Origin of the sequence: Desulfovibrio sp. (assembly GCA_016208105.1) — a bacterium.
Lineage (GTDB): Bacteria > Desulfobacterota > Desulfovibrionia > Desulfovibrionales > Desulfovibrionaceae > Fundidesulfovibrio.
Genome location: JACQYS010000019.1, coordinates 157,593 through 181,236, shown reverse-complemented (window position 1 = coordinate 181,236; position 23,644 = coordinate 157,593). Strand labels below are relative to the sequence as shown.

Genomic DNA, 23,644 nt, shown 5'->3' with positions numbered 1-23,644 from the left:
ATGACAAGCGTACGCAAGAGTCTTCTGCAGCTTATTTTTTCCGGATCGTCCATGAAACGCTGGAACGACAAGCTCCGCCCGGCCGAACTCATGGAAGTGGACAAGCAGGCCCACAAGATGATGGTGGCCTGGGTGCTCTTTCTGCTCAATGCCAGAGGACTCTCCCCGCAGGAGCGGACCGACCTCTGCGGGCGGATAGTGGAGGGGGGCATCTTCGACTACCTCTACAGGCTGGTGATTACCGACATAAAACCCCCTATCTTCTACCGCATCAAGGAAAATCCGGCCCACTACCGCCAACTCACCGACTGGGTTCTGACTGAGCTTGAGCCCCGGGTGCGCGGCATGGGCGAGGACTTCTGGGAGCGGCTCAAGGCGTATCTCTTTGAACCGGAAGCCGACGGGCTGGACCGGCGCATCCTGAATGCCGCCCACCTGTATGCCAGCGGCTGGGAATTCAATCTCATCAAGTCCATGAATCGCCATGACACGGAACTCATGGATATAGAGGATTCCTTCCGCAACGGCCTGGAGCGCTATCAGGAACTGGCGGGTGTGCCGGAACTCAAGGAAGGATTGTTCGGGCAATCACGCACGCCCATAGGCCACTTCGCCCAGGTGTGCGGGCAGCTCAGGTTCCAGAAACGCTGGTCCCAGATCCCGCGGATTCCCGAGACCAGCGTGCTCGGGCACATGTTCATCGTGTCCTGCTACGGGTATTTCTTTTCGCTGTCCGTGGGCGCATGTCCGGTGAGGGCCCAGAACAACTTTTTCGGCGGGCTTTTTCACGACCTGCCGGAACTTCTCACCCGCGACATCATCTCTCCGGTGAAGAAGTCCGTGGAGCAGATCGGAGACCTCATTAAGGAATACGAAGAAAAGGAGCTGGAGCGGGTTATCCTGGACCCGCTGCGGCGGGGCGGCTACGGCGAATTGGTGGATAGACTTTCGTTTTTCCTTGGACTTTCCATAGGATCGGAGTTTCAGGCCTGCGCCAAGGTGGATGGAGCGGTGCGTCCTGTGGAGGCCTGGGAGCTGCAGGAAAAGTACAACAGCGACGAATTCGATCCCAAAGACGGGGAACTTCTTAAAATGTGCGATTCCCTGGCGGCTTTCCTGGAAGCCTACACAGCGATCCGCAACGGTATCGCTTCTGACCAACTGCAGCAGGGGCTTTGGAGGATTCGGAGCAAGTATTCGTCTTCGGTGCTTCTGGGCAAGGTGCACGTGGGCGCGTTGTTGGCCGATTTCGACTAGGCCGCCTCACACCTGGGACAATATCTCCTCGATCTCTTCGATATTCTGGACAAGATTCTCAAGGCTCACGGTCATAACCTGGGGAGTGAGGCCCAGGCGATCGAAGCTCTCCTGGCAGACTTCGTATTGGAGCCCGTCCACGCCTTGGCCGATGCCGGCCATGGTTGAGAGAACGTGCCCCACATGTACCAAATCGAGCGCCGGATCCCGCTCGGGCGCGGCGTTCGGATTCAGGTGCCAGCGTACGCAGTTCACTATGGGTTCGGGCAGTTCCCAGTGGGCGAGCAGCGTGGCGCCCAATTCGGCGTGGTCGATATCGAACATCTGGCGTTCCGCCTGTTCGAAGGAGAGGCCTTCCCGGGCGGCCAGGCTGATCACTGGTTCGGCATCCAGCTCGAGGAATCTGCCCATGACCACCTTGCCGATGTTGCTTAGAAGTCCTGAGGTGAAGGTGTGGTCAGGGGCTTTCATGCCCACTTCAGCCGCGATGAGCTCGGCAGCGATCCCAACCGAAATGGAAAGGCGCAGCAACTCCCCCTGGGCCAGGCCGTATCCGGACACCGCCCCCCTGGTGTTGGGGGCTACTCCAGAGGCGATGACCAGCTGGACGATCCTGCGTGTGCCGAGTCTGAAGAGGGCATCTCTGACCAAGGTGACCTTGCCGCCTCCGCCAAAGAAGCTCGAGTTTGCCATCCGAAGCACGTTGACAGTCAGTCCTGGATCGTATTCGATGAGCGCTGCCACGACGTTCAGATCCGCGTCAGGGTCACTCATGTAGGACATGATGCGCATGACCGGCGCCGGCATCTGGGGCATTCCCTTGGCTTGGGCGATCAGGCTGTCGCGGACCGACATAATTCCCACTCCTTTCCCTGTGAGCTGATGACGACCACGCCGGTGTCCATATGCAAGGCCATGGTTCTGGGGATGGATCCCCCGACGTCTTTGGCCGCCAGGACCACTCCGTTCTTGGCGAAGAGGGCTTCCAGCATCGCCAGGTTCTGGGCTCCGGTGTCGAATTGATTCTGTATGTGGATCATGCGCCCGCAACCGGCGGCCATGAAAATAAGCGATGATTTTGTGCATCCCAGGGCAACCATTTTCCGGATCATCTGGGGAACTCCCACGTTCACATACATGAAGGGGTTGGTTACCTCACGGACAGAGGATTTGGGGAGCAGGCAGTGAATGAGGCCGCCGACACGGGCTTGCGGGTCCCAGGCGGCCAGGCCAAGGCAGGAACCAAGTGAATGGGTAATGATCATTTCGCGCGGTTTGCGCGAGATTTTCATATCCGAGATGCCGACTGTGATGCGGTTTAGCACCGTTTAGCCTTGGGCCCTTTTCAATAATGAGTTAGAACGTTACAAATACAAAAAAAAATTAAGGCGGTAAACAGCCGTCATAAAAAAGGACCAGTCATGCTGCTACGTGAACGAGCCTGGGATGTAATGCGTACGGATGTGATCACAGTTCGGGAATCCAACAGCCTGCGCGAAGTGGCTCTTACCCTGCGCCAGGCAATGAAGAGCCAGCCTGACAAAGCCTGCGCGGTGGTGCTTACGGACGAGGGGGATTTCAAGGGCGTGGTGACTGCCTGGTGGCTGCTTCTCTACATGGAGCAGAACGCCTTGGATGATACGCGCAAGCTCAAGGGGAATCAGGATTTCGAAGGCCGTTTCCGAACGGTCTGCAGGAAGTGCTTTTCCCGGAGTGCCGGCGAGGTGGTGGAAAAGGACGTTCCCGTGGTAAAGCCCCAGGATACTCTCTCTGAGGTTCTGGAAGCCATGCTCACCACCCGCAGGCGTTGGGCTGTAGTAATAGAAGGGGGGAAGGTGCTGGGAGTCATCGCTGCCGAGGATTTGTACATGCAGCTGGATTGGGAAGAGCTGGAAAAATAAACCCCCTCATTTGTCAAATGTAGTTCAGCCTCCGGTGCGTTGTGTCGCGCCGGAGGCTGTTTTTATGGTCTTTGCACGGGTGGTTCTGGTTCGCCGCGTTATCCAAACAAAAGAGGCTTGCCGCCTACATCTGCTTGGTGGCCAGCAGGTACTGCACCAGCTGCTTGGTGTAGCGCGTATCGTACTTGTTGTCGGAACCCAGAGCCGCCGCGGCGTTTTTTGGTTCCATGGCCTTGGCATAGGGGCGGTCCGTAAGCATTGCGCAATAGGAGTCCACCATGCCGGCCAGAAGGCCAAGGTCCGAGATATCCGATCCGGAGAGCTTCTGCGGGTAGCCGTGCCCCCCAACGCGTTCGTGGTGCTGGAGGATGCACTGTTCCACCTCGGGGAATTTGAGGTCCAGCTTGGCCAGCATCTCGATTCCCAGAAGCGGGTGCTTGAGGATCTTCTGACGCTCTTCGGAGCTTAACGTCTGAGTTTTTTCCCTCAAGAACGAAGGAATCTTGCTCATCCCCGCATCGTGCAGGAACAGCCCCAGGGCCGTACGGTCGAATATCTGGCGGCTTTTTGGGCCTTCGCGGAAGTCCTCGGGCATCGTCTGGATGAAAAGCTGCATCCCCACCAAGCCGCAATTCACCGAGTGGTTGGCCAGGGTATGCTGCTTGTGGATGCGCCGGGACAGGGCCTTGGCGCGGTTGACATCCTGCCAGAGATATTCGGTGAAAACCAAGACGTCGGACACGAATTTGTCCGACACGGCTTTCACGGGCTGATCCAGGAATTCCTCCATGCGCCGGGTCAGGGCGGTCTGGAAGATGTCGGCGATTTCGGATTCGGTGAGGTGGCGGTCCATGAGGACCAAGTCAAGCTGGTAGGAGATGTGCTTCACGTAGACCGAATGGTCCGCGCGCGAGACGAAGATGAGCCCGTCGCGCACCAGCTGTTCGAGTTCCTCGGATTGTTCCTTGGAGAGCCGCTCCCCTACCTTATAAAATGGGAGAAGGCGCACCACGTCTTCTTTGAGTTTGAATATGTTTAAGGGAGGCCGGAACTTGTTGAAGCTTTGAAGAATATCCGCGCTTATCTGGTAGTATTCCTCTTCAAGATCATCAAGTGTCTGTGACTGGCTTTTTTTGCTCATGTTCCGGCTTGTGGGTTGAGGACTCGCCGCGAGGACAACCGGCTTCACTGGCGTGTTACCTGGACAAGGACGTACTGACAAGACCTAGGCTCTTTTTTTCAGTGCTCATCTCTTAAGTTTCAACTGGTTGTTATTAAAGCTCATTTCCACATGCACGGTTGAAATGGGCTTTTCCGGCAACATTTTCTCCCACTTGCTCCCACTTTTTTTTCCCTTTTCATGTCAAGCCCTTCCCATTTCCGCTTGACATCGAGGGGGGTTTGTTCGAGAGCATGTGGGAAAGAGTGGTAACGAGTGGTAGATTGTGTGAGGTAAGGGCATGTTCCGCGGTCATTCCGAGCGAAACCTCGACCCCAAGGGGCGTTTGATGCTGCCTCCCGAATTCCGGGAGGAGGTGCTCAAGCATTCGCCCGAGGGCAAGCTCATGCTCACCTATTTCGACAATTGCGTGGTGGGCTACCCCATGCCTGAGTGGGAACGGATCGAGGAGAGCTTCCAGCGGATCAATGTCTTAAACACCAAACTACGCGATCTTCAGCGGTTCATCATCTCAGGGGCGGTGGAAGTCGTCCTGGACAAGCAGGGGCGCATCCTTGTTCCGCTGTATCTGCGCGGAAACGCCAAGCTGGACAAGGACTGCATCCTGGCCGGCGTGGGCACCAAATTCGAACTCTGGAACAAGGACATCTTCGAGGCCCGCCGCAGGGTGAACGAAGAAAACTTCGACACCAACATGGCCGCCCTTTCAGCGGACGGCTTCGAATTGAGACTCTAGGGGGCCCACGTGTTGAGTGACCCCCGGCACCTTCCAGTCATGTCAAAGGAAGTGTGCGAGTTGTTGGCCGTAAGGTCCGGCATGAGAGTGCTGGACGCCACCTTGGGCCTGGGTGGCCACAGTCTGGCCTTGCTGGCCCAAGCGGAGGGCAAGGTGGACATCCTGGGCCTCGACCGCGACGAAACCGCCATTTACCGCGCAAGCGAGAATCTGGCCGGCTATCCCGGCAGGCTCCACGCCATGCGCATGCGTTTTTCGCAATTCCCCGATGCCCTGGCCGAGCTTGGCTGGGACGGCGTGGACGCCGCCCTGGCTGATGTCGGTGTATCTTCTCCCCAGCTCGACGAAGCAGACCGGGGCTTCAGCTTCGTTGCCGACGGTCCCCTGGACATGCGCATGGGTTCGGCCGACGGCGTGGAACCAGCCGAAAACATCGTCAACTACTGGAGTTTCGAACGCCTGCGGGACCTTATCCGCGAACTGGGCGAGGAACCCCAGGCCGGGCGCATCGCCCGGGCAATAGTGAATGAGCGCGAGAAAAAGCCCATAACCGGGACCCTGGAGCTGGCCAAGCTCGTTGAGCGCGCTTACCCGCCCAAGTGGCGGGCTACCGCGCGCAACCATCCAGCCACCAGAACGTTTCAAGCCCTGCGCATGGCTGTGAATCAGGAGCTTGAGGAATTGCAGGAATTCTTGGACAAGATCGTGGACTACCTTCATCCCGGCGGCCGCGTGGCCGTCATCTCTTTCCACTCCCTGGAGGACCGGCTGGTGAAGCGGGCCTTCAGGCGCGAGGCTTCCGGGTGTCTGTGCCCACCCCGGCAGCCCTACTGCACCTGCGGGCACTCCCCACGAGTCCGCATCCTGACCAAGAAGCCCATGACCCCTTCTCCTGAAGAAGCTGCCGCAAACCCCAGGGCGCGGAGCGCAAAGTTGAGGGCGGTGGAACGTCTGCCCGGGGAGGCCGCGTGAAGGGCGTGACCAAGGAATGGGCTCTGACTTTGGCCTTTTCCGTGCTCACCGTTCTGGCGTTGGGCCTGGGTTTGACCTGGGTGAATATCGAGCGAGTGGACATGGCCTACGAATTAAAACGCCTCCAAACCGAGATCGACGCCCAGGAAGCGCTCATCTCCAAGCTGGAAGTGGAACGAAACACTCTGCTCACCCCGGAGCGTCTTCGCGTGCTGGCAGCCCAATACGGTTTGAACCAGGCCCGGCCCGGCCAGATCCGCAGGCTTTCCCTTACAGGGGACGAACTCGCCTCGCCCGTGATCAAGGCCGCCCCTCCAGCACCGGAAAAGCCGAAGAAAACGGAAACGAACAAGGACGTCGCAGCCAAGCCGGAAAAGAAAACCAAGAAAAGCCCGGATACCAAGAAAACCAAGGAAGTTGGCCGCGATTCGAGTGAGTCGGCCAAGGACAGGAAAAAGACCCTATGAGCCGGGGACAGAAACAGATCAGGGATTTCAGCCGCCTTCGCCTCATCCTCGTGGGCGGGCTGTTTTTCCTTTTCTGGGCCAGTCTCTGGGTCAGGGCCGCCTACCTGCAGATCGTTCAGGGCCCTCAGCTGGCCGAGCAGGCCATGCGCCAACATCTGGCCTCGGAGTATGACCGGGGAAAGCGCGGAGTAATTCTGGACCGCAATGGCCAGCTTTTGGCCAAATCCATTGAGTTCGTGGCAGTGTCTGCCCAGCCCAAAGAGATCAAGAATCCCGAGGAGGCCGCCCAGGCGTTGTCCAAGGCGCTTGGCTTGCCGGTGAAGGACATACAGCGCAAGCTTCAGAGCCACGCCAATTTCGTTTATCTGGCCCGCCGCGTGAACGACCGGGCAGCGGCGCAGGTGAAGGCCCTGAACATCCCCGGGGTTTCCCTGACGGCTGAATACGGCCGCTCCTACCCCAACAAGCAGATGGCCGGCCAGCTTTTGGGATTCGTGGGTTATGACGACCAGGGCCTGGAGGGTCTCGAGAAACTCTACGAGCCCATTCTGGCAGGCAAGAAAGCCAAGTATGTCGTCCAGCGCGACGCGTCAGGCCGCAAACTCTACCTGGACGCCCAAGGGCGCGAGATGGCCAACGCCGACGGTACCGACATCAGGCTCACCATCGACTCCCAGATCCAGTTCTTCGCCGAGGAGGCGCTGGCCAAGGCCGTTGTGGACAACAAAGCCAAGGCGGGAATCTGTATCGTGGTGCACGTCAAGTCCGCCGAAATTCTGGCCTGGGCCAACTATCCCTTCTTCAACCCCAACGGCGGCTCGGATTCGGACCCCAAGGCGGGAAGGAACCGCCTGGCCCTGGACGTGCTGGAACCCGGCTCAACCATGAAGCCCATCCTCATCGCTGCGGCGCTTCAGGAAAAGGTGGTACGACCGGATACCCTTTACAACTGCGAAAAAGGAAAGTGGAATTTTTTTAATATCGCAACAATCCGCGACACCCACCCATACGATGTTCTTCCGGTGAACAAGATCCTGCGCTGGTCCTCGAACATCGGGGCAGGCAAGATCGGGTTGGACCTCGGGGCGCACAAGCTTCATGCCTATTTCGAGAAGGTCGGCTTCGGTCAGCCCACGGGCCTGCCGCTTCCTGGCGAGGCCAAGGGGCTTTTGCGGCCGCTGTCGGCCTGGAGCAAGCTGGATCTGGCTACCAACGCTTTCGGACAGGGTATCGGCGTAACCCCGGTACAGATGGCCCAGGCCTTCCATGTAATCGCGAACAATGGAGTGAGGAAGCCTCTTCGGCTTGTGCAGGAACCCGTGCAGGACAGCGCGTTCTGGCCTGAGGTCAGAGTGTTCGATCCCCAGGTCGCCAAAACCGTTCAGCTCATGATGCGTGAAGTGGTGGAAGAAGAGAAGGGAACAGGCGTCAAGGCGCATATCGACGGCCTTGAAGTTGGCGGTAAGACGGGAACCGCGCAGAAGGCCAAGGCCACTGGCGGATACGGAGACAAATACCTGGCGAACTTCGTGGGGTTCATTCCGGCTGTCGATCCCGAATATATGGTTTTGGTAATGGTGGACGAACCCGAGCCCAACCATTATGGCGGCGTGGTCGCCGCGCCGGCCGTTCGCGAAGTGGCCATGAAGAGCTTGTCCTATCTGGGCCGCATGCCCGAGACGGTCAAGCTGGCGCAGGACCAGAAACCCCAGGCTCCCGTCCATGCCCCGGATGTTGCGGAAATTCTCGGAGTAGCCTTCCCCCCCATGAATCTTGCGGTGAACGGTTCCGAAGTGCCGAACCTGGTGGGCCTGCCTCTGCGCAAAGCCGCGGAGATACTGGCCACCAAGGGTGTCGTTCCGTCGCTCAAGGGCAACGGCCTTGTTGTGGGCAAGCAGACCCCGTCCCCCGGAACCCCTTGGAACGCGGTGGAAAAGGAAACCTTCATTTTGTGGTTGTCGAAGGCCTCGTAGTCATGGAGACGATGGTGAGCAGAAACCCGGACGCCTGGATAGCCTTGAAAGCCCTTGTTACCAGGGGCCTCGAGGTTCGTACCGACTCCCGAAGGGTGCAGCCCGGCGAGGTGTTCGTGGCTGTTCCAGGCGCCACGCGCGACGGCTCGGAATTCATCCCCATGGCTGTGGAACGCGGGGCGGCACACGTTGTGGCGGCCAATGGTGCCGCATGGCCACAAAACGCCAAAGCTGCTCTCTATGTTCACGATAACCCCCGCCAGGCGCTGGGTGAATTGGCTGCGGCCCGCTACGGCACAGCGTCCCTGGGCTTCAAGCTGGCCGGGGTTACGGGCACCAACGGCAAGACCACCATCACGTATCTGGTGGAGCACATCGTCGCCGCCGCAGGCGGGAAGCCGGCTGTGGTCGGGACCGTGGAATACCGTTGGCCAGGACATCGCGAAGACGCCAGCCACACCACCCCGGGCTGCCTCAAGCTGCATGCGCTCATGGGGGCGATGCAACGTGACGGTGTCACTGCTGCAATGATGGAAGTCTCGAGCCACGCCCTGGACCAGGGCAGAGTGGAAGGGCTTTTGTTCGATGTGGCCGCGCTCACCAATGTCACCCAGGACCACCTGGACTATCACGGCCAGATGGAAACCTATTTCCAGGCCAAGCGCCGCTTCTTCACCACCTACCTTGCCAGTAAAGGCGTGGCGGTCATCAATTACGACGACCCTTACGGTCGCAGGCTGCTCGAGGAATACCCGGACGCCTTGGGCTACGGCATGGGCGAGGCCGGTGTTCCGGCAAGGGCACTCAAGGGGCGGGTGATTTCGAGCTCGGGGAAGGGTCTTCAGCTTGAGATGGAGTACGGCGGGAAGATGTGGACGCTGGGCTCTCCGCTCATCGGAACATTCAATGCGGCGAATTTGCTCACGGCCCAGGCCATAGGCCTCGGACTGGGTTTGCCGGTCGAGGCCCTGCAAAGCCTGTCGAACTGCTACGGTGCGCCTGGCCGGCTGGAGAGGGTTCAAAACGACCACGGGCTCAATGTTTTCGTGGATTATGCCCACACCCCGGACGCTCTGGAAAACGTGCTCAGGGCGCTCAAAAGCCTGGACTTCGGAAAGGTGGTGGCGGTTTTCGGCTGCGGAGGAAACAGGGACCGGGCCAAGCGTCCCCTTATGGCCGAAGCCGTGGCCAAGTGGGCTGATGTTGCCGTGCTCACCTCGGATAATCCCAGGCATGAAGATCCCTTGACCATCATGGAAGACGCAAAACCCGGCCTGGAGAAGGCGGCCAGGGCAGTCTTGGAACAGGACCGGCGTAAGGCCATCAGGCTGGCGCTTGATGAAATAGGCCCCAATGATGCGCTCCTTATAGCGGGCAAGGGTCATGAGACCTACCAGCAGATAGGCGACGTGAAGCACTCCTTCAACGACGTAACCGTTGTGAAGGAGCTTCTGGCATGAGGCTTAACGTGTCTGAAATCATGGCCGCCACCCAGGCCGTGGGCGACATAAGGGCGCACCTGGCGACCCCGGTCACGCTTGTGACCTCCGACAGCCGGGAAGCCAAGGCGGGAGCCATGTTCTGCTGTCTGCCGGGAAGCCGCGTCGATGGTCATGAATTCGCGGCCTTGGCAGCTGACCAGGGTGCGGTGGCAGTGCTTGCGGCCAAGGAACTGCCGGACATAGTGGACCGGGTCGCTGTGTTGGTTGTCCCGGACGTGCTTAAGGCCATGGGACTTCTGGCCCGCTTCTGGCGCAGGCGCACTCGCGCTGTGGTGGCCGCCCTGTCCGGATCGGCGGGCAAGACCACGGCCAAGGAACTTCTGTCCGCAATCACAATGCGTCTGGCTCCATCCATCAAGAATCCCGGCAATTACAACAACCAGTTGGGGCTCCCGCTCTCCATGCTGGCTGCCGAGGAAGAACACCGCGTGTGGGTGCTGGAGCTTGGCATCAGCCGCCCCGGCGACATGGAGGAGTTGGGGGCCATCTGCGAGCCAGACCTGGCGGTGGTGCACAACATCGGCCCGGCCCATCTTGAAGGCCTGGGTGACTTGGCGGGCGTGGCCCGGGCCAAGGCTGCCCTGTTCGGCTTCGTGCGCCCGGGCGGAGTGTCTTTGGCCAACGCAGACTATCCAGAACTGTGGGGCGCGGCCAAGGCCATCCGCACGGATGTGATGGCAATGTCCACTATAGACCACACCGCGCCTTTCCATTGTCATTACGTGGGGTGCGACCCTGCTGGTCGTGGCTTGTACCATCTGGTCCTGCAGGGAGAGGCCATGGATGTGGTGCTGCCCTGCCGGGGCGAGCATCTGGCCGAGAATGTGCTGGCCGCTGCCGCCGCTGCGAACATTCTTGGAGCCAGCCCGGAGCAGATCGCTTCCGGGCTATCCGAGGCGGTGCTTCCTTCACGGCGTTTCGACGTGAGTGACATTGGGAACTTCACGGTCATCGACGACACCTACAACGCCAATCCGCTGTCCATGAAAGCGGCCATCGAATCCGCTCGAAAGCTTGCGGGGGAAAAACCTCTGGTTCTGGTGCTTGGTGAAATGGGTGAACTGGGCTCGGAAGCCGACTTGGCTCACGAGGAATTAGGCCAGTGCATCGCCAGAGGCGACTGCGACGTGGTGTTCTTCAAGGGTGGTAAGGCCTCTCAGGTGGAACGCGGTCTAACGCGGGGCGGTTTCAAAGGGGATTTCCATCCGGTTGATACCCCGGATGATTTCGCCGGCAAGGTTGAGAATATGGATGTTGCCGGGGGCACGGTCCTGTTTAAGGGGTCACGCTCCCAGCGCATGGAGGATTTCTTGGATCGTTTCAAGGCCAAATTGCGGGAGGGCAAAAGGTGATCTACCATCTGCTCGTTCCCTTCGCAGCGCAGCTGTCCGTACTGAACGTCTTCCGCTACATCACGTTCAGGTCCATCTACGCATTTACCACCGCGCTGCTCATAACCATCATCTTCGGGCCCAGGATCATCGCCTGGCTCACCAGGCTCAAATGCGGCCAGTACATCCACGAGGATGTGAAGGCGCATCAGTGCAAGGCCGGAACACCCACCATGGGCGGCATTCTCATGGCTGTGGCCATCATCCCGTCCGTGCTCCTCTGGGCGGATCTGACCAACGAATACATGTGGATGACCATGTTGGTCTTTTTGGGCTTTGGTATCATCGGATTGGCGGATGACTACCTCAAGGTGGTCCAGAAACAGAACAAGGGGCTTTCAGGCTGGTCCAAGATCGCGGGGCAGGTGCTTATTGCGGCGGCTGCGGTGAGCATACTGATGCTGGATCCGGATTTCTCCACCAAGCTGTCCGTGCCGTTTTTCAAGAATTTCCAACCAGATTTGGGTCTTCTCTACCTGCCCTTCGCAGTGCTGGTGATCGTGGGCGCGTCCAACGGCGTGAACCTGACCGACGGGTTGGACGGACTGGCAATTGGCCCCACTGTGGTGGCCGCGGGCATGTTCGCGTTGTTCGTCTATGTGGCAGGTCACGCCCAGATAGCCCGCTACCTGCAGGTGGTGCCGGTTTCGGGAGTGGGCGAAGTGACGGTATTCTGCGGGGCACTGGTCGGAGCCGGGCTGGGCTTCCTGTGGTTCAACGCCTACCCGGCCCAGGTGTTCATGGGCGATGTGGGTTCTCTATCCCTGGGGGGCGCGCTCGGGTTTGTGGCCGTGGTCTGCAAGCAGGAGCTGATCCTTTTGATTGTGGGTGGGGTGTTTGTTCTGGAGACCCTCTCGGTCATCCTGCAGGTGAGTTACTTCAAGTTTTCTGGCGGTAAACGCATCTTTCGAATGGCACCGCTTCACCACCATTTCGAACTCAAGGGCATACCGGAATCAAAGATCATCATCCGGTTCTGGATACTTTCAATCCTCCTGGCCTTCGTGGCCTTGAGCACGCTGAAGCTGAGGTAGGCATGCGGGCGCTCTTGCACGAGAAACAGCTGGCCGGGCACAAGGCCGTGGTGGTTGGAGCCGCCATCTCCGGTGTTGCGGCCGCCAAGCTCTTGGCCGTTCTCGGGGCCAGCGTGCGCCTTCTGGACCGCAACCCCGAAGCGCTCACCGCCGATGCCAGGGAAGAGCTTGTTGCTCGCGGGATCGAGCTTGTTTTCGGCCCTCACAAGCCTGCCTACTTCAAAGACGCCCAGATGGTGGTGCTTTCCCCGGGGATACCGGTGGCCAAGCTGGAAACGTTCCTGGCCGTCTGCCCCGAGGCGCAGGTGATGAGCGAGCTGGAGCTGGCCTCCTGGTTCACCAACGCGCCTATTCTGGCCGTCACCGGAACCAACGGAAAGACCACCACCACGACGCTCATCGGGCATATCCTGGAGTCCACTGGCAAGAAGGTTTTCGTGGGCGGAAACATTGGCACGCCCCTCTCAGACCATGTGCTTTCGGGCCAGCCCTGCGACGTGGCCGTGCTCGAGGTTTCCAGCTTCCAACTCCAGAACGTGCAGAGCTTCCATCCCAAGGTTGGCGTGCTGCTGAACTTCTCGGCCAACCACCTGGACTACCATGCGGACATTGAGGAATACCTCGCGGCCAAGCTCAAGCTGTTCGCGCGCATGAACGACAAGGACCTGGCAGTGCTTCCCTTTGAAATGAAGGATGAGTTGGAGAAGAGGGACTTCACGAAAGCCAGGCGGATCTATTTTACCGCAGCCAATCGTTTCAAGGAAAACGCCCTGCCCGGAAACCACAACAGGGCCAACATGGAAGCGGCCTGGCTTGCCTGCAAGGCTTTCGGAGTGACCGAAGACCAGACCCGCGCGGCTATTGCGTCCTTCAAACCCTTGTCTCACCGGCTGCAGAACCTGGGAGAAAAGGGAGGAGTCCTGTTCGTGGACGACTCCAAGGCCACCACGGTGGAGGCCATGCGCGCGGCCATCGAAAGTTTCGACCGTCCTGTTCGTCTTCTGGCGGGTGGAGTGTTCAAAGGTGGCGACTTGGAAGGTCTGGTCCCGCTATTAAAAGCTCGTGTCTCTCAGGTAGGCTTGTTCGGGGCCAACCGTGAGATTTTTGAAAGGGCCTGGATCGGGGTGGTCCCCATGCTGTGGGAACCCACTTTGGAAGGCGCGGTGACCAGGTTGTACCTGGACGCCAAGCCCGGCGAGGTGATCCTTCTCTCCCCGGCCACGGCGAGCTTCGATCTCTACAGCGACTACAAGGCCCGGGGAAAGGATTTCGCCCGCATCATGGCTGGTCTGCCTGAAGAACGGGAGGCGAGGCAATGAGCCATTCCGCCGCCCATGTCCCTTCGGCCCCGCTTATGGGCCCCAAACCCGGATTCGACTGGTGGCTGGCCGCGGTGGCCGTGCTGCTTGCCGGACTCGGGGTGATCCTGGTGCTGTCGGCTTCGGGGGTCATGGCCGAGCGCATGGTCCACAACAAGTACTTCTTCTTCAAGAAACAGGCGATTTTCTTCGGCCTGGGCATCTGCATCATGCTCTTCATGGCCTGGCTGCCCAAAAAGCTGCTCTACGGCCCGGTGTATCTCTGGTTATTGTTGGTGATCGGGCTTTTGGTCTTGACCCTGATACCGCCCTTTTCGGTGAAGGCGGGCGGGGCGCGGCGCTGGATGCATATTGGGCCCATGATCCTCCAGCCGCTGGAACTGGCCAAAGTGGTGCTGGTGTTCTACCTGGCCTACTTCTACTCCAGCAAACAGGCCCTGGTGAAGTCTTTCTCAGTGGGGTTCATTCCGCCGGTCGTGGTCACAGGTCTTCTGGGCGTGATCATGCTGGTTCAGCCGGACTTCGGCGGCGCCGTGTTCATGGGCATGCTCTTCTTCCTCATGAGCCTGGTTGGCGGCACGCGCATCATCTATCTGCTGGTGTCGGGCATTTTCGGCGCGGGCGCCGCGATTCTCCTGGTCATAAATTCTCCGTACCGTTTCAAACGCTGGTTCGCATTCCTCGATCCGTTCCAGGACCCGCAGGGCACTGGTTATCAGCTGGTGCAATCCTTCTATGCCTTCGGTTCCGGGCAGATAACCGGCGTGGGCTTCGGCTCCGGAAAGCAGAAGCTCTTCTATCTGCCCGAGGCGCATACCGACTTCATCATGGCCGTGGCTGGCGAGGAGTTGGGATTCATCGGGGTGTCCGTGATTCTGGCCTTGGTGGGTGTGCTCATGTGGCGGTCCATCCGGGTGGCCCTTGCCCAGGACGACCTACGCGACCGTTTCACTGCCTACGGCATGGCCCTGGTCATGGGGATCGGATTTCTTCTCAATCTGGCGGTGGTCATGGGGTGCGTGCCCCCTAAGGGCGTGGCCATGCCGTTTCTTTCTTACGGCGGATCAAACCTCATTTCATGCTTCCTGTGTGTAGGGATTCTCTTGAACCTCTCCAGGAGAAAGACGCAGTGAGACGGGCCATGGTTACCACCGGCGGCACGGGAGGCCATATTTTCCCGGCTCTGGCAGTTGCCGCGGAGCTTCGCGCCCTGCACCCCGGGGTGGAGGTTCTCTTCGTGGGTGGTGAAGGCCCGGAGGGGCAGCTGGCTCGCAAGGCGGAACTGGAATTTCGCGGCCTTCCTGTGCGCGGAGTGCTGGGAAAGGGCGTGAGCGCCATCCCGGCCGTTCTGCGCATGGGCTTGAGCTTGTTTACGGCCCTTGGTCTTGTGAAAAGCTTCAAACCTCAGGTGGTAGCGGGGTTCGGAGGCTACGCCGGATTCTGTCCGGTGCTGGCCGCCTGGATGCTCCGCGTTCCCACCGCCGTGCACGAACAGAACAGCGTTCCCGGGGTGACCAACCGTATCCTTGGCCGGGTGGTGGACAAGGTTATGGTTACATACCCCGACCTGGCCCGCTCTTTCCCGGCGCGAAAAGTGATTCTCACGGGCAACCCCGTACGCACGGAAATAGCGGAATCAGTCAGGACCGGTCCCTCGCGGGTGGTGCCAAGTAGGGTCCTCGTCCTGGGAGGCAGCCAAGGGGCCAGAGCCGTCAACCGAATGGTTGTTGCGGCCTGGCCCCGTTTGGCCGCTCAGAAGATTGAATTGTGGCATCAGACAGGATCACGCGACTACGAGTCGGTGCTGCACCAATATCGCGGCGAACAGGGCGTCCGGGTTGAACCGTTCATTACGGACATGGCCGAAGCCTATGCCTGGGCGGATCTGGTGATCGGCCGGGCAGGGGCCTCCACTCTTGCGGAGCTTTCTTGCGTGGGCCTTCCATCAGTGCTGGTGCCATTCCCGTTCGCCACCCATGACCATCAGACTATTAACGCGACGTACCTGGAAAAGGCGGGCGCGGCGGTGGTGGTCAAGGAAAAGGATCTGAATGCTCAGGTACTGGCCGACACCGTGCTTGGGCTCATGAAAGATACCGAAAGACTTGCGGCCATGGGTTTGGCCGCACGGTCCCAGGCCAGGCCGGACGCGGCGCGGGCGATAGCGCAGGAACTTACCCGCCTGGCGGCTTAAGCAAGGCGCAAAAGGTTTTTGAATAAAGAAGAGATTCAGACCGTTTCCTGAAGATCGGAGCAGAAGCCGCAAAACAGGGAACGAGGAGAATACAGAGTGGGCGATCAGGAAAACAGACTCTATCCGGCGCGCGGCATGCGCACCCAGGTGAACAAGATCCACATGGTGGGCATCGGCGGTTCCGGCATGTCCGGCATCGCGGAGGTGCTCCTGAACCTTGGGTACAAGGTCACCGGTTCGGATATGGCTCTGTCGGACACGGTGAAGCGCTTGAAGCGCCTGGGAGCGGACATATCCATAGGCCACGGGGCGGAGAATCTGGGGCCGGCTGACGTGCTGGTGAAGTCCACCGCCATTTCCGAGTCCAATCCAGAGGTTGAACAGGCCCGTTTGCGCGGGATTCCCGTTATCCCGAGGGCCGAAATGCTGGCAGAGCTCATGCGCCTGCGCTCGGGCGTGGCAGTGGCGGGCACACACGGCAAGACTACCACCACCTCGCTTTTGGCCACAATATTTTCCGAGGCAGGGCTTGATCCCACCGTGATCATCGGCGGGCGCTTAAACGCCATGGGAGCGAACGCGCGGCTTGGGGAAGGGCAGTACCTGATTGCCGAAGCCGACGAATCCGACGGTTCCTTCCTGTGCCTTTCCCCGGTGATGACCATCGTCACCAACGTGGACGCCGACCATCTGGATTTCTATTCCGGCCAGGACGAGATCGACGCGAGCTTCATCAAGTTCTGCAACTCCATCCCGTTCTACGGGGTGAACGTGGTCTGCCTGGATGACGTCGGGGTGCGACGCATCCTCCCCAAGATCAACCGCTCCGTCCTTACCTACGGTGTGGAAGACCCCAAGGCCCGCTTGAAGGGACGCATTCTCGAGAGCGGCTCTGTGTCGCGGTTCGAGGTGAGCATAGACGGCGCCTACTGGGGCGAAGTGACGCTCAACCATCCCGGCCGGCACAACGTGCTGAACGCCTTGGGAGCAATCGGCGTGGCCATAGAGGCGGGTCTGCCCAGGGACGCCGTGCTCAAGGGTCTTTCCGGTTTTGGCGGCGTGGGCAGGCGTTTTGAGAAGAAGGGCGAGAGAAACGGTGTATTGGTTATCGACGACTACGGCCACCACCCCGCCGAGATCCTGGCAACCCTGAACACCGCACGCTCCTGCTATCCGGACCGCCGTCTGGTTGTGCTTTTCCAGCCCCACCGCTTTTCGCGCACCCAGGCACTGTTTGGAGATTTCTGCAAGACCTTCGAGGATGTGGACGAACTGGTGCTCACTGAAATCTATCCGGCATCGGAAAAGCCGATTCCCGGCGTTTCCGGCCAGAGCCTGGCCCAGGGAATACGCCAGGTCTCCAAGACAAAGGTGACCTTTGTGCCGGATTTCGAAGCGGCTCTGAGCACGCTCAAGGTGATGCTGCGCCCGGGCGACGTTCTGGTGACCCTGGGAGCGGGCAGCGTCTGGAAGGTTGGCGTCCAGTATTTGGAGGAGGGGTATGCCGATTAAAGTCCTGCCAGGCCCCAAGTTCTCCGAGCGGACCACGCTTCGACTCGGAGGGCGCGCTCAGGCCGAGATTCTCCTGGAGTCCCCGGACGACGCGGGAGAGCTGGCCGGTGAGCTCAGCAGGCATGCGTCCAAACCCTTTGTATTGGGTTGGGGCAGCAATATTCTGGCAGTGGATTCCGATCTCGACCTGGCTGTGATGAGCCTCGCCCCGGTTGAACCCGTCATAGTGGAGCAGGGGGCTTGTTGCGCCGGGCAGGCAGGGGACCAGGTGATGGTCAGGGTCAGCGGAGGATTCATGCTGCCCAAGCTGGTCAGCTGGGCTGCCAAGCTTGGTCTGTCCGGCCTGGAAGGCCTGGCCGGCATCCCCGGCACGGTTGGCGGGGCGGTAGCCATGAACGCCGGAAGCTACGGCCGTGAAACAGCCGACCTGCTGGCCCGGGTGCGCATATGGGACGCGGAGGGGGGCTTGCGTTGGATCGGGCCCGCCCAGTGGACCGCAGGTTATCGCAGCTTTGCCCCGCAGATGTGCGCAGTGCCCTGGCTGGTCCTTGAGGCCGAGCTGACACTGAAGGCTGCTACGGCCGGGTCCGTTCGAGCTGCGGTTGACGCGAATCTGGCCAGAAAGAAGGCCACCCAGCCGGTGAACACAGCCACGTGTGGCTGCGTGTTCAAGAACCCGGAAGGGGCGAGTGCCGGGAAGATGCTCGACGAACTGGGGTTTAAGGGCAAGAGCCTTGGGGGCATGTGCTTTTCAGCCATGCATGCGAATTTTCTGGTGAATGAGGGGCGCGGTACGGCCAAGGCCGCACTGGAGCTCATAGCCAAGGCCCGTGAAGCGGTATTGGGCCGCTTTGGAGTGGCGTTGGAACTCGAAGTGAAGGTGGTCCAATGAGCGTCGCCGCACGAGGAGCCTCTCGCCTTGGTCTGGGGTCGGGCAGGAGCCGCAACGCCCATTCGTACGGTGGTCAAACCGAACGCCGGGCAAAGATCACGGCTTCGCGCACAGCTGCCCGTGAAGGCCGGTTGCCCCTTGCCCGGGTGAAGGTGAACCGCTCCAAGGGAATGCCGTTCGACGGACTTGGAAAGATTTCGCTCATCGGGGGGCTTTTCACCAAACTCTGCTCCCTGGTGCTAGCGTGCATGGTTGTGGTGGCATTGTCCATAGGACTTTTAGCCGGGTACCGCTGGCTGACCACCATCGACTACTTCACAATTCGCGAGCTTCATGTGGCGGGGATAAGCCGCATGGCCCGGGAGGATGTGCTGGCTCATGCAGAGCTGCAACCAGGGATGAACCTGCTGGCCGTCAACATGGAGAGCGTGGAAGCGCTTCTTGTAAAGAACCCATGGATCGAATCGGCCCAGGTGACCAGGGTGCTGCCGGATACCCTCAAAATCAGGATCGTGGAGCGCGAACCGAGCTACCTTGTCCAATACGAGGACAGCCTCTGCTACGCGGACGGGGAAGGCAGGATCATCGACAAGGCGCAGGCGGACAAGTTCGTGTCTCTGCCCCAGGTGGAAGTGGAATCGGGCATGGAACGCCACCTGCCTATCCTGGAGGAATTGCGCAAGGCCATAGCTGCCAAGCAGACGCCTTTCGGCCTGGACCAGGTGGCCTGGATCAGGCTTTCGTGGAGATACGGCCTGGAAGTCAGGCTTATGGATAGAAACGTCCTGCTCTGCGTTGGAGTGGACGACTGGAAGAACAATCTCACCCGCCTCGGGCTGGTCTGGGGGAATTTGGTGAAACGCGGCGAGCTCGACCATGCCGCCATCATTTCCGCACAGAACCGCAAGGTGTGGGTGGAAAAGCACGGATAGCTTTTCAGGAACGGATACGAGGGGGACCCCGTAATGGCAAAGGCTTCGGAACTCATTGTCGGATTGGACATCGGCACCACCAAGATCTGCGCGGTGGTGGGCGAGCTTTCGCCCGAAGGCGTGGACGTGGTGGGTATCGGCACCGCGCCGTCCACGGGCCTTCGCAAGGGTGTGGTGGTCAACATCGAACAGACCGTGGCGTCCATCAAGCGGGCTCTTGAAGAAGCCGAGCTGATGGCGGGATGCGAAATCCGCACGGTCTACGCCGGCATAGCCGGGAGCCACATCAAGGGATTCAACTCCCACGGCGTCATTGCCGTAAAGGGCGGCGAAGTCACCCAGAAAGACGTTGAGCGCGTACTCGACGCGGCCAAGGCCGTGGCCATCCCACTGGATCGCGAGGTCATCCACATCCTGCCCCAGGAATACATCGTGGACGACCAGCGCGGCATCGCGGACCCCTTGGGCATGGCTGGCGTGCGTCTGGAAGTGAAGGTGCACATCGTTACCGGGGCGGTCACCTCGGCCCAGAACATCATCAGGAGCTGCCACCGCGCGGGGCTCGACGTGGCCGACATCGTGCTCGAGGCCCTGGCGTCGGCCAAGGCCGTGCTCACCGAGGAGGAACGCGAAATCGGCGTTGCCCTGGTGGACCTTGGCGGCGGCACCACTGACCTGGCGGTGTTCTCCAACGATTCCATCAAGCACACCTCGGTGCTGGCCCTTGGCGGCAACAACCTGACCAATGACATAGCGTTCGGCCTGCGCACGCCCATGGCCAGCGCGGAGAAGATCAAGATCAAGTACGGCTGCGCCCTGTCCGACCTGGTGCGCAAGGACGACGTGATCGAGGTGATAAGCGTGGGCGGGCGCGAGCCGCGCAGGCTTTCCCGCCAGGTGCTCTCGGAGATCTGCGAGCCCCGCATCGAGGAGATGCTGGCCCTGGTGGACCAGGAACTCATCAAGTCGGGGCTCAAGAACTCCATCGCCGCAGGCGTGGTGCTCACGGGCGGCACGGCCTTGATCGAGGGAATACAGGAACTGGGCGAGCAGATTTTCAACCTGCCGACCCGCGTGGGCTTCCCCATGCGCGTGGGCGGGCTAAAGGACGTGGTGAACAGCCCCATGTACGCCACGGCTGTGGGGCTTCTTATGTACGGCGCGGAAAAGGAAGGAACCGACAAGCGATTCCGCATCCGTTCCGATGAAAAAGTCTTCAATCGCATCCTGGGCCGCATGCGGAAGTGGTTCGTGGATGTGAAGTAAGAACGAGGTAGAGGCAATGTTTATTCAGGGGGATTTGTTGAAAGAGCAAGGAGGAGGGAACATGGACATCTACGACATCGATTTTGAATCCAACGCACGCATCAAAGTCGTGGGAGTAGGCGGGGGCGGCGGAAACGCGGTGAACAACATGATCTGCTCGGCCCTGCGCGGCGTGACGTTCATAACCGCCAACACCGACATCCAGGCGCTCAACAAGTCCAAGGCCGAATTCAAGATTCAGCTTGGCGACAAACTGACCAAGGGCCTTGGCGCTGGCGCCAACCCGGACTGCGGCCGCGACGCCGCGCTCGAATCCATCGACCAGATAAGAAAAACCATTTCGGACGCCGACATGGTGTTTGTCACCGCCGGCATGGGCGGCGGCACCGGCACCGGCGCGGCGCCGGTCATTGCCCAGGCGGCCAAGGAAGCCGGGGCTCTCACCGTGGGCGTTGTCACCAAGCCGTTCTATTTCGAGGGAAAGAAGCGCCATGGCGCGGCCGAAAAGGGAATCGCGGCCCTTCGCGAGCAGGTGGACTCCATCATCACCATCCCCAACGACCGCCTGCTCACCCTGGCCTCCAAGAAGGCCACCTTCATGGAGATGCTCAAGAAGGCCGACGAGATTCTCTACTACGCCGTGAAAGGCATCTCGGATCTGATCATGGTGCCTGGCCTTATCAACCTGGACTTCGCGGACGTGAAGGCCGTCATGAGCGAGATGGGTCTGGCCATGATGGGCTTTGGCGTAGCCCGTGGCGAAAACCGCGCCAAGGAAGCCGCCCAGAAGGCCATCACCAGCCCTCTGCTGGAAGACGTGACCATCGACGGGGCCAAGGGCGTGCTCATGAACATCACCTGTTCGCCTGACCTGACCATCGAGGAAGTGGATGAAGCCGCTTCCACCGTTACCGCGGCTGTGAGCGAGGACGCCAAGGTGTTCTTCGGCACTGTGTTCGACGAGACCGCGGGAGACGAGATCCGCATCACCGTCATCGCCACTGGCATCGAGACCGCCGAAGAAATGAGCCGGCTGCAGGCCCAGCACGCCAAAGTGAGCGTGCATCCGGCCGTGGCCCAGGCCGTTCAGAGCGCCGCTCCGCAGGCCACGGCGCAACCCGTAGAGGCCAAACCGGCTCCCCGCATTCAGGAAGTCGCCCCGCGCGAGCCCGAACTTCGCCAGGAAAGCCCCCGCGATGCCGCGCAGCCTCACGTGGCCAGCCCGCGCACGGAGCGCATCATGGCTACGCACCACAATGACCTGACCATCCCGGCGTACCTTCGCCGTGGCCGCAAGAACAATCCGGACCCGGCCGGGATAGCCCAGTACAAGACCCACACCCCTGGCTCAGAGGACTTCGTGTTCGACGAGGACGAATTCGAAGTTCCTGCATTCATCCGGATGCAGGCAGATTAGGCTAGCAGATTGAGGATCGTAGATGTTGCCAAATGTCCCTTATAGAGACACCTTGAGGAGGTGACCGCGAACAAACGCACCGTCTTTTTCAACGGCCAAGAGCCTGTTCTTCCGGACCCCGGAGGCAGGCTGCCGGTTGCCCTGGCCTTCCCTGGAGCCCCCCGCGCCGCGCTCTCGGCGCTTGGGTGGCAGGCCGTGTACCGGTTGGCCGGGCAGAGCCCCTGGTTGGTTGTGGAGCGGTTCTTCCTTTCCGCGGGAAGTACCCCCCCGAGGTCGCAGGACTCGTCTTCCCCCCTGGACGCGTTCCCTTTGGCGGCCTTCTCCCTGGGGTTTGAACTTGACGGTGCGGTGCTGACCCAAGCGCTAGCCGCTTCTGGTGTTCCTCTCCTTGCGAGCCGGCGGCCCGGATTCCCCATCCTGTTGGGGGGCGGGCCGCTGGCCTTTTTGAATCCCGCGCCACTCGCACCGATTCTGGACGCCTGGTTCGTGGGCGAAGCCGAGGCAGGGCTCATCCCCTGTCTGGAACGCGTTGCCGAGTCGGTCCTGGCTGGAGCGGATAAGGCGTCCGTGCTTGCCATGATGGCAGATATGCCGGGCTTTTACGTGCCTGGTCAAAGCCTTCTGCCGGTGAAGCGCGCCGTGGCCCCTGGAGGCCGCGTGCTCATCGAACCCGTATGCTCCAGTTTTGTCAGCCATGAGGCTGAATTCAAGGACACACTGCTCATGGAGGTGAACCGGGGCTGTCCGCATTCCTGCAGGTTCTGCGCTGCCGGTTTCGTTTACCGTCCTCCCAGGCAGGCCCGCATGGAGGATCTCCGGGCCGTTGTGAAGGAAACACGGCCCAAGAAGGTGGGCCTGGTTGGGACTGCGCTCACGGATTGGCCCGAATTGCCGGAGTTCTTGCGATGGCTTTCAACTGAGAAGGTGAAGTTCACGTTGTCGTCCGTTCGGGCGGATGGCGTGACCGAAACTCTTCTGGATATTTTACGAAACGCCGGACTGCGTACACTGACCCTTGCTTTGGAAGGGCCCAGCGCCCGCATCCGCCGCATGGCCAACAAGAATCTGGACGAAGACGTGTTCCTGAAGGCCGTCGAGCTGGCGGCCAAGCGCGGGGTGAACCATCTGAAGACGTATCTTATTGCGGGTTGGCCCGGCGAGTTGGACTCGGACTACGCCGAGCTTGCTGATTTTCTGCGAGAGATATGCAAGGCCGGAAGGGTTGGCGGGGGCAAGAAAGGGATCGGGCATATGACCTTGGGAGTGAATCCCCTGGTGCCCAAGCCGTGGACCCCCATGCAGTGGGCGCCAATGGCCTCCGAAGAGTCTCTGGAAAACCGCCTGGCCTGGATGGCCGCGACCATCAAGCCTTTGCGCGGGGTACGCATGGAGGGGGAAAAGCCCTCCTGGGCGAGAGTCCAGGGTCTTTTGGCCAGGGGAACAGAAGAACTGGCCCAGTTGAACATGCTGGCGGGTGAGCTCGGATGGCGAAAAGCCCTGCGGCAATGGGGCGGCGACGCGGGGGCTGTGCTCGACCGTGAGCGGGGCCGCGATGAGACCTTCCCATGGGAGTGCATCGACATCGGCGTGTCCCGGGCATCTCTCTGGCGCGAGTGGGAGCGCTACAAAAGCGGCAAGCGAACCCCAAAGTGCCCAGAAAAAGGATGCTCCATTTGCGGAGCATGTCCGGGCTAAGGCC

Annotated in this window: 20 protein-coding genes and 1 pseudogene; 18 read left to right on the top strand and 3 right to left on the bottom strand. The window is 60.4% G+C overall.

Features of this window, described 5'->3' with window-relative positions; all coding sequences use genetic code 11:
• Positions 1-1,257 (top strand): HD domain-containing protein, encoded by a 1,257-nt coding sequence (locus HY795_10705; protein MBI4805690.1) that lies wholly within the window; start codon positions 1-3, stop codon positions 1,255-1,257.
• Between the two features lie 6 nt (positions 1,258-1,263).
• Here HY795_10705 and HY795_10700 read toward each other — a convergent pair whose 3' ends face one another.
• Positions 1,264-2,112 carry an HDOD domain-containing protein gene (locus HY795_10700; GenBank protein ID MBI4805689.1) on the bottom strand — a complete coding sequence of 283 codons (849 nt, stop codon included), beginning with the start codon at positions 2,110-2,112 and terminating at the stop codon, positions 1,264-1,266.
• Positions 2,091-2,549, bottom strand: coding sequence for a chemotaxis protein CheD (locus HY795_10695; protein ID MBI4805688.1), 459 nt, complete (start codon positions 2,547-2,549; stop codon positions 2,091-2,093). The genes HY795_10700 and HY795_10695 overlap by 22 nt, the downstream gene beginning before the upstream one ends.
• Positions 2,550-2,708: 159 nt before the next feature.
• Here HY795_10695 and HY795_10690 point away from each other — a divergent pair, with 159 nt between their 5' ends.
• The gene (locus tag HY795_10690; protein ID MBI4805687.1) at positions 2,709-3,158 is read left to right on the top strand and encodes a CBS domain-containing protein; all 450 of its coding nucleotides are present in this window, start codon (positions 2,709-2,711) and stop codon (positions 3,156-3,158) included.
• 124 nt (positions 3,159-3,282) lie between these two features.
• Here the strand turns inward: HY795_10690 and HY795_10685 are convergent, their stop codons facing one another.
• Positions 3,283-4,299 carry an HD domain-containing protein gene (locus tag HY795_10685; protein MBI4805686.1) on the bottom strand — a complete coding sequence of 339 codons (1,017 nt, stop codon included), beginning with the start codon at positions 4,297-4,299 and terminating at the stop codon, positions 3,283-3,285.
• 319 nt (positions 4,300-4,618) lie between these two features.
• On the opposite strand from HY795_10685, the gene mraZ reads away from it, so the two are divergent.
• The 16 genes and pseudogenes from mraZ to HY795_10605 all read left to right on the top strand — a co-directional run bounded on the left by mraZ (position 4,619) and on the right by HY795_10605 (position 23,640).
• The gene (mraZ, locus tag HY795_10680) at positions 4,619-5,074 is read left to right on the top strand and encodes a division/cell wall cluster transcriptional repressor MraZ (protein MBI4805685.1); all 456 of its coding nucleotides are present in this window, start codon (positions 4,619-4,621) and stop codon (positions 5,072-5,074) included.
• Between the two features lie 9 nt (positions 5,075-5,083).
• Positions 5,084-6,046: a 16S rRNA (cytosine(1402)-N(4))-methyltransferase RsmH gene (rsmH, locus tag HY795_10675; GenBank protein ID MBI4805684.1), complete on the top strand. Its 963-nt coding sequence runs from the start codon at positions 5,084-5,086 to the stop codon at positions 6,044-6,046.
• Positions 6,043-6,312, top strand: a pseudogene (locus HY795_10670) (hypothetical protein). Before rsmH ends, HY795_10670 begins: the two are co-directional and overlap by 4 nt.
• A gap of 197 nt (positions 6,313-6,509) precedes the next feature.
• Entirely contained in the window at positions 6,510-8,486 is a 1,977-nt protein-coding gene (locus HY795_10665; protein MBI4805683.1) for a PASTA domain-containing protein, read from the top strand.
• Between the two features lie 11 nt (positions 8,487-8,497).
• A complete protein-coding gene (locus HY795_10660) occupies positions 8,498-9,946 on the top strand; it encodes a UDP-N-acetylmuramoyl-L-alanyl-D-glutamate--2,6-diaminopimelate ligase (protein MBI4805682.1) in 1,449 nt (482 codons plus the stop codon).
• A complete protein-coding gene (murF, locus tag HY795_10655; protein MBI4805681.1) occupies positions 9,943-11,340 on the top strand; it encodes a UDP-N-acetylmuramoyl-tripeptide--D-alanyl-D-alanine ligase in 1,398 nt (465 codons plus the stop codon). Before HY795_10660 ends, murF begins: the two co-directional genes overlap by 4 nt.
• Positions 11,337-12,413 carry a phospho-N-acetylmuramoyl-pentapeptide-transferase gene (locus HY795_10650; protein ID MBI4805680.1) on the top strand — a complete coding sequence of 359 codons (1,077 nt, stop codon included), beginning with the start codon at positions 11,337-11,339 and terminating at the stop codon, positions 12,411-12,413. Before murF ends, HY795_10650 begins: the two co-directional genes overlap by 4 nt.
• A 2-nt stretch (positions 12,414-12,415) precedes the next feature.
• Positions 12,416-13,732, top strand: a complete 1,317-nt coding sequence (murD, locus tag HY795_10645) for a UDP-N-acetylmuramoyl-L-alanine--D-glutamate ligase (GenBank protein ID MBI4805679.1) — start codon at positions 12,416-12,418, stop codon at positions 13,730-13,732.
• Positions 13,729-14,865 (top strand): putative lipid II flippase FtsW, encoded by a 1,137-nt coding sequence (ftsW, locus tag HY795_10640; protein ID MBI4805678.1) that lies wholly within the window; start codon positions 13,729-13,731, stop codon positions 14,863-14,865. Before murD ends, ftsW begins: the two co-directional genes overlap by 4 nt.
• Positions 14,862-15,926: an undecaprenyldiphospho-muramoylpentapeptide beta-N-acetylglucosaminyltransferase gene (gene murG, locus HY795_10635; GenBank protein ID MBI4805677.1), complete on the top strand. Its 1,065-nt coding sequence runs from the start codon at positions 14,862-14,864 to the stop codon at positions 15,924-15,926. The genes ftsW and murG overlap by 4 nt, the downstream gene beginning before the upstream one ends.
• 135 nt (positions 15,927-16,061) lie before the next feature.
• On the top strand, positions 16,062-17,438 hold the full coding sequence (locus tag HY795_10630; GenBank protein ID MBI4805676.1) for a UDP-N-acetylmuramate--L-alanine ligase: 1,377 nt from the start codon (positions 16,062-16,064) through the stop codon (positions 17,436-17,438).
• A complete protein-coding gene (gene murB / locus HY795_10625; protein MBI4805675.1) occupies positions 17,428-18,330 on the top strand; it encodes a UDP-N-acetylmuramate dehydrogenase in 903 nt (300 codons plus the stop codon). The genes HY795_10630 and murB overlap by 11 nt, the downstream gene beginning before the upstream one ends.
• Entirely contained in the window at positions 18,327-19,262 is a 936-nt protein-coding gene (locus tag HY795_10620; GenBank protein MBI4805674.1) for an FtsQ-type POTRA domain-containing protein, read from the top strand. The genes murB and HY795_10620 overlap by 4 nt, the downstream gene beginning before the upstream one ends.
• 33 nt (positions 19,263-19,295) lie before the next feature.
• The gene (gene ftsA / locus HY795_10615) at positions 19,296-20,528 is read left to right on the top strand and encodes a cell division protein FtsA (protein ID MBI4805673.1); all 1,233 of its coding nucleotides are present in this window, start codon (positions 19,296-19,298) and stop codon (positions 20,526-20,528) included.
• 61 nt (positions 20,529-20,589) lie between these two features.
• The gene (gene ftsZ / locus HY795_10610; GenBank protein ID MBI4805672.1) at positions 20,590-21,945 is read left to right on the top strand and encodes a cell division protein FtsZ; all 1,356 of its coding nucleotides are present in this window, start codon (positions 20,590-20,592) and stop codon (positions 21,943-21,945) included.
• A 60-nt stretch (positions 21,946-22,005) separates the two neighbouring features.
• Complete coding sequence (locus HY795_10605; GenBank protein ID MBI4805671.1) at positions 22,006-23,640, top strand: radical SAM protein; 1,635 nt, start codon at positions 22,006-22,008, stop codon at positions 23,638-23,640.
• The last annotated feature ends 4 nt before the right edge of the window (positions 23,641-23,644 follow it).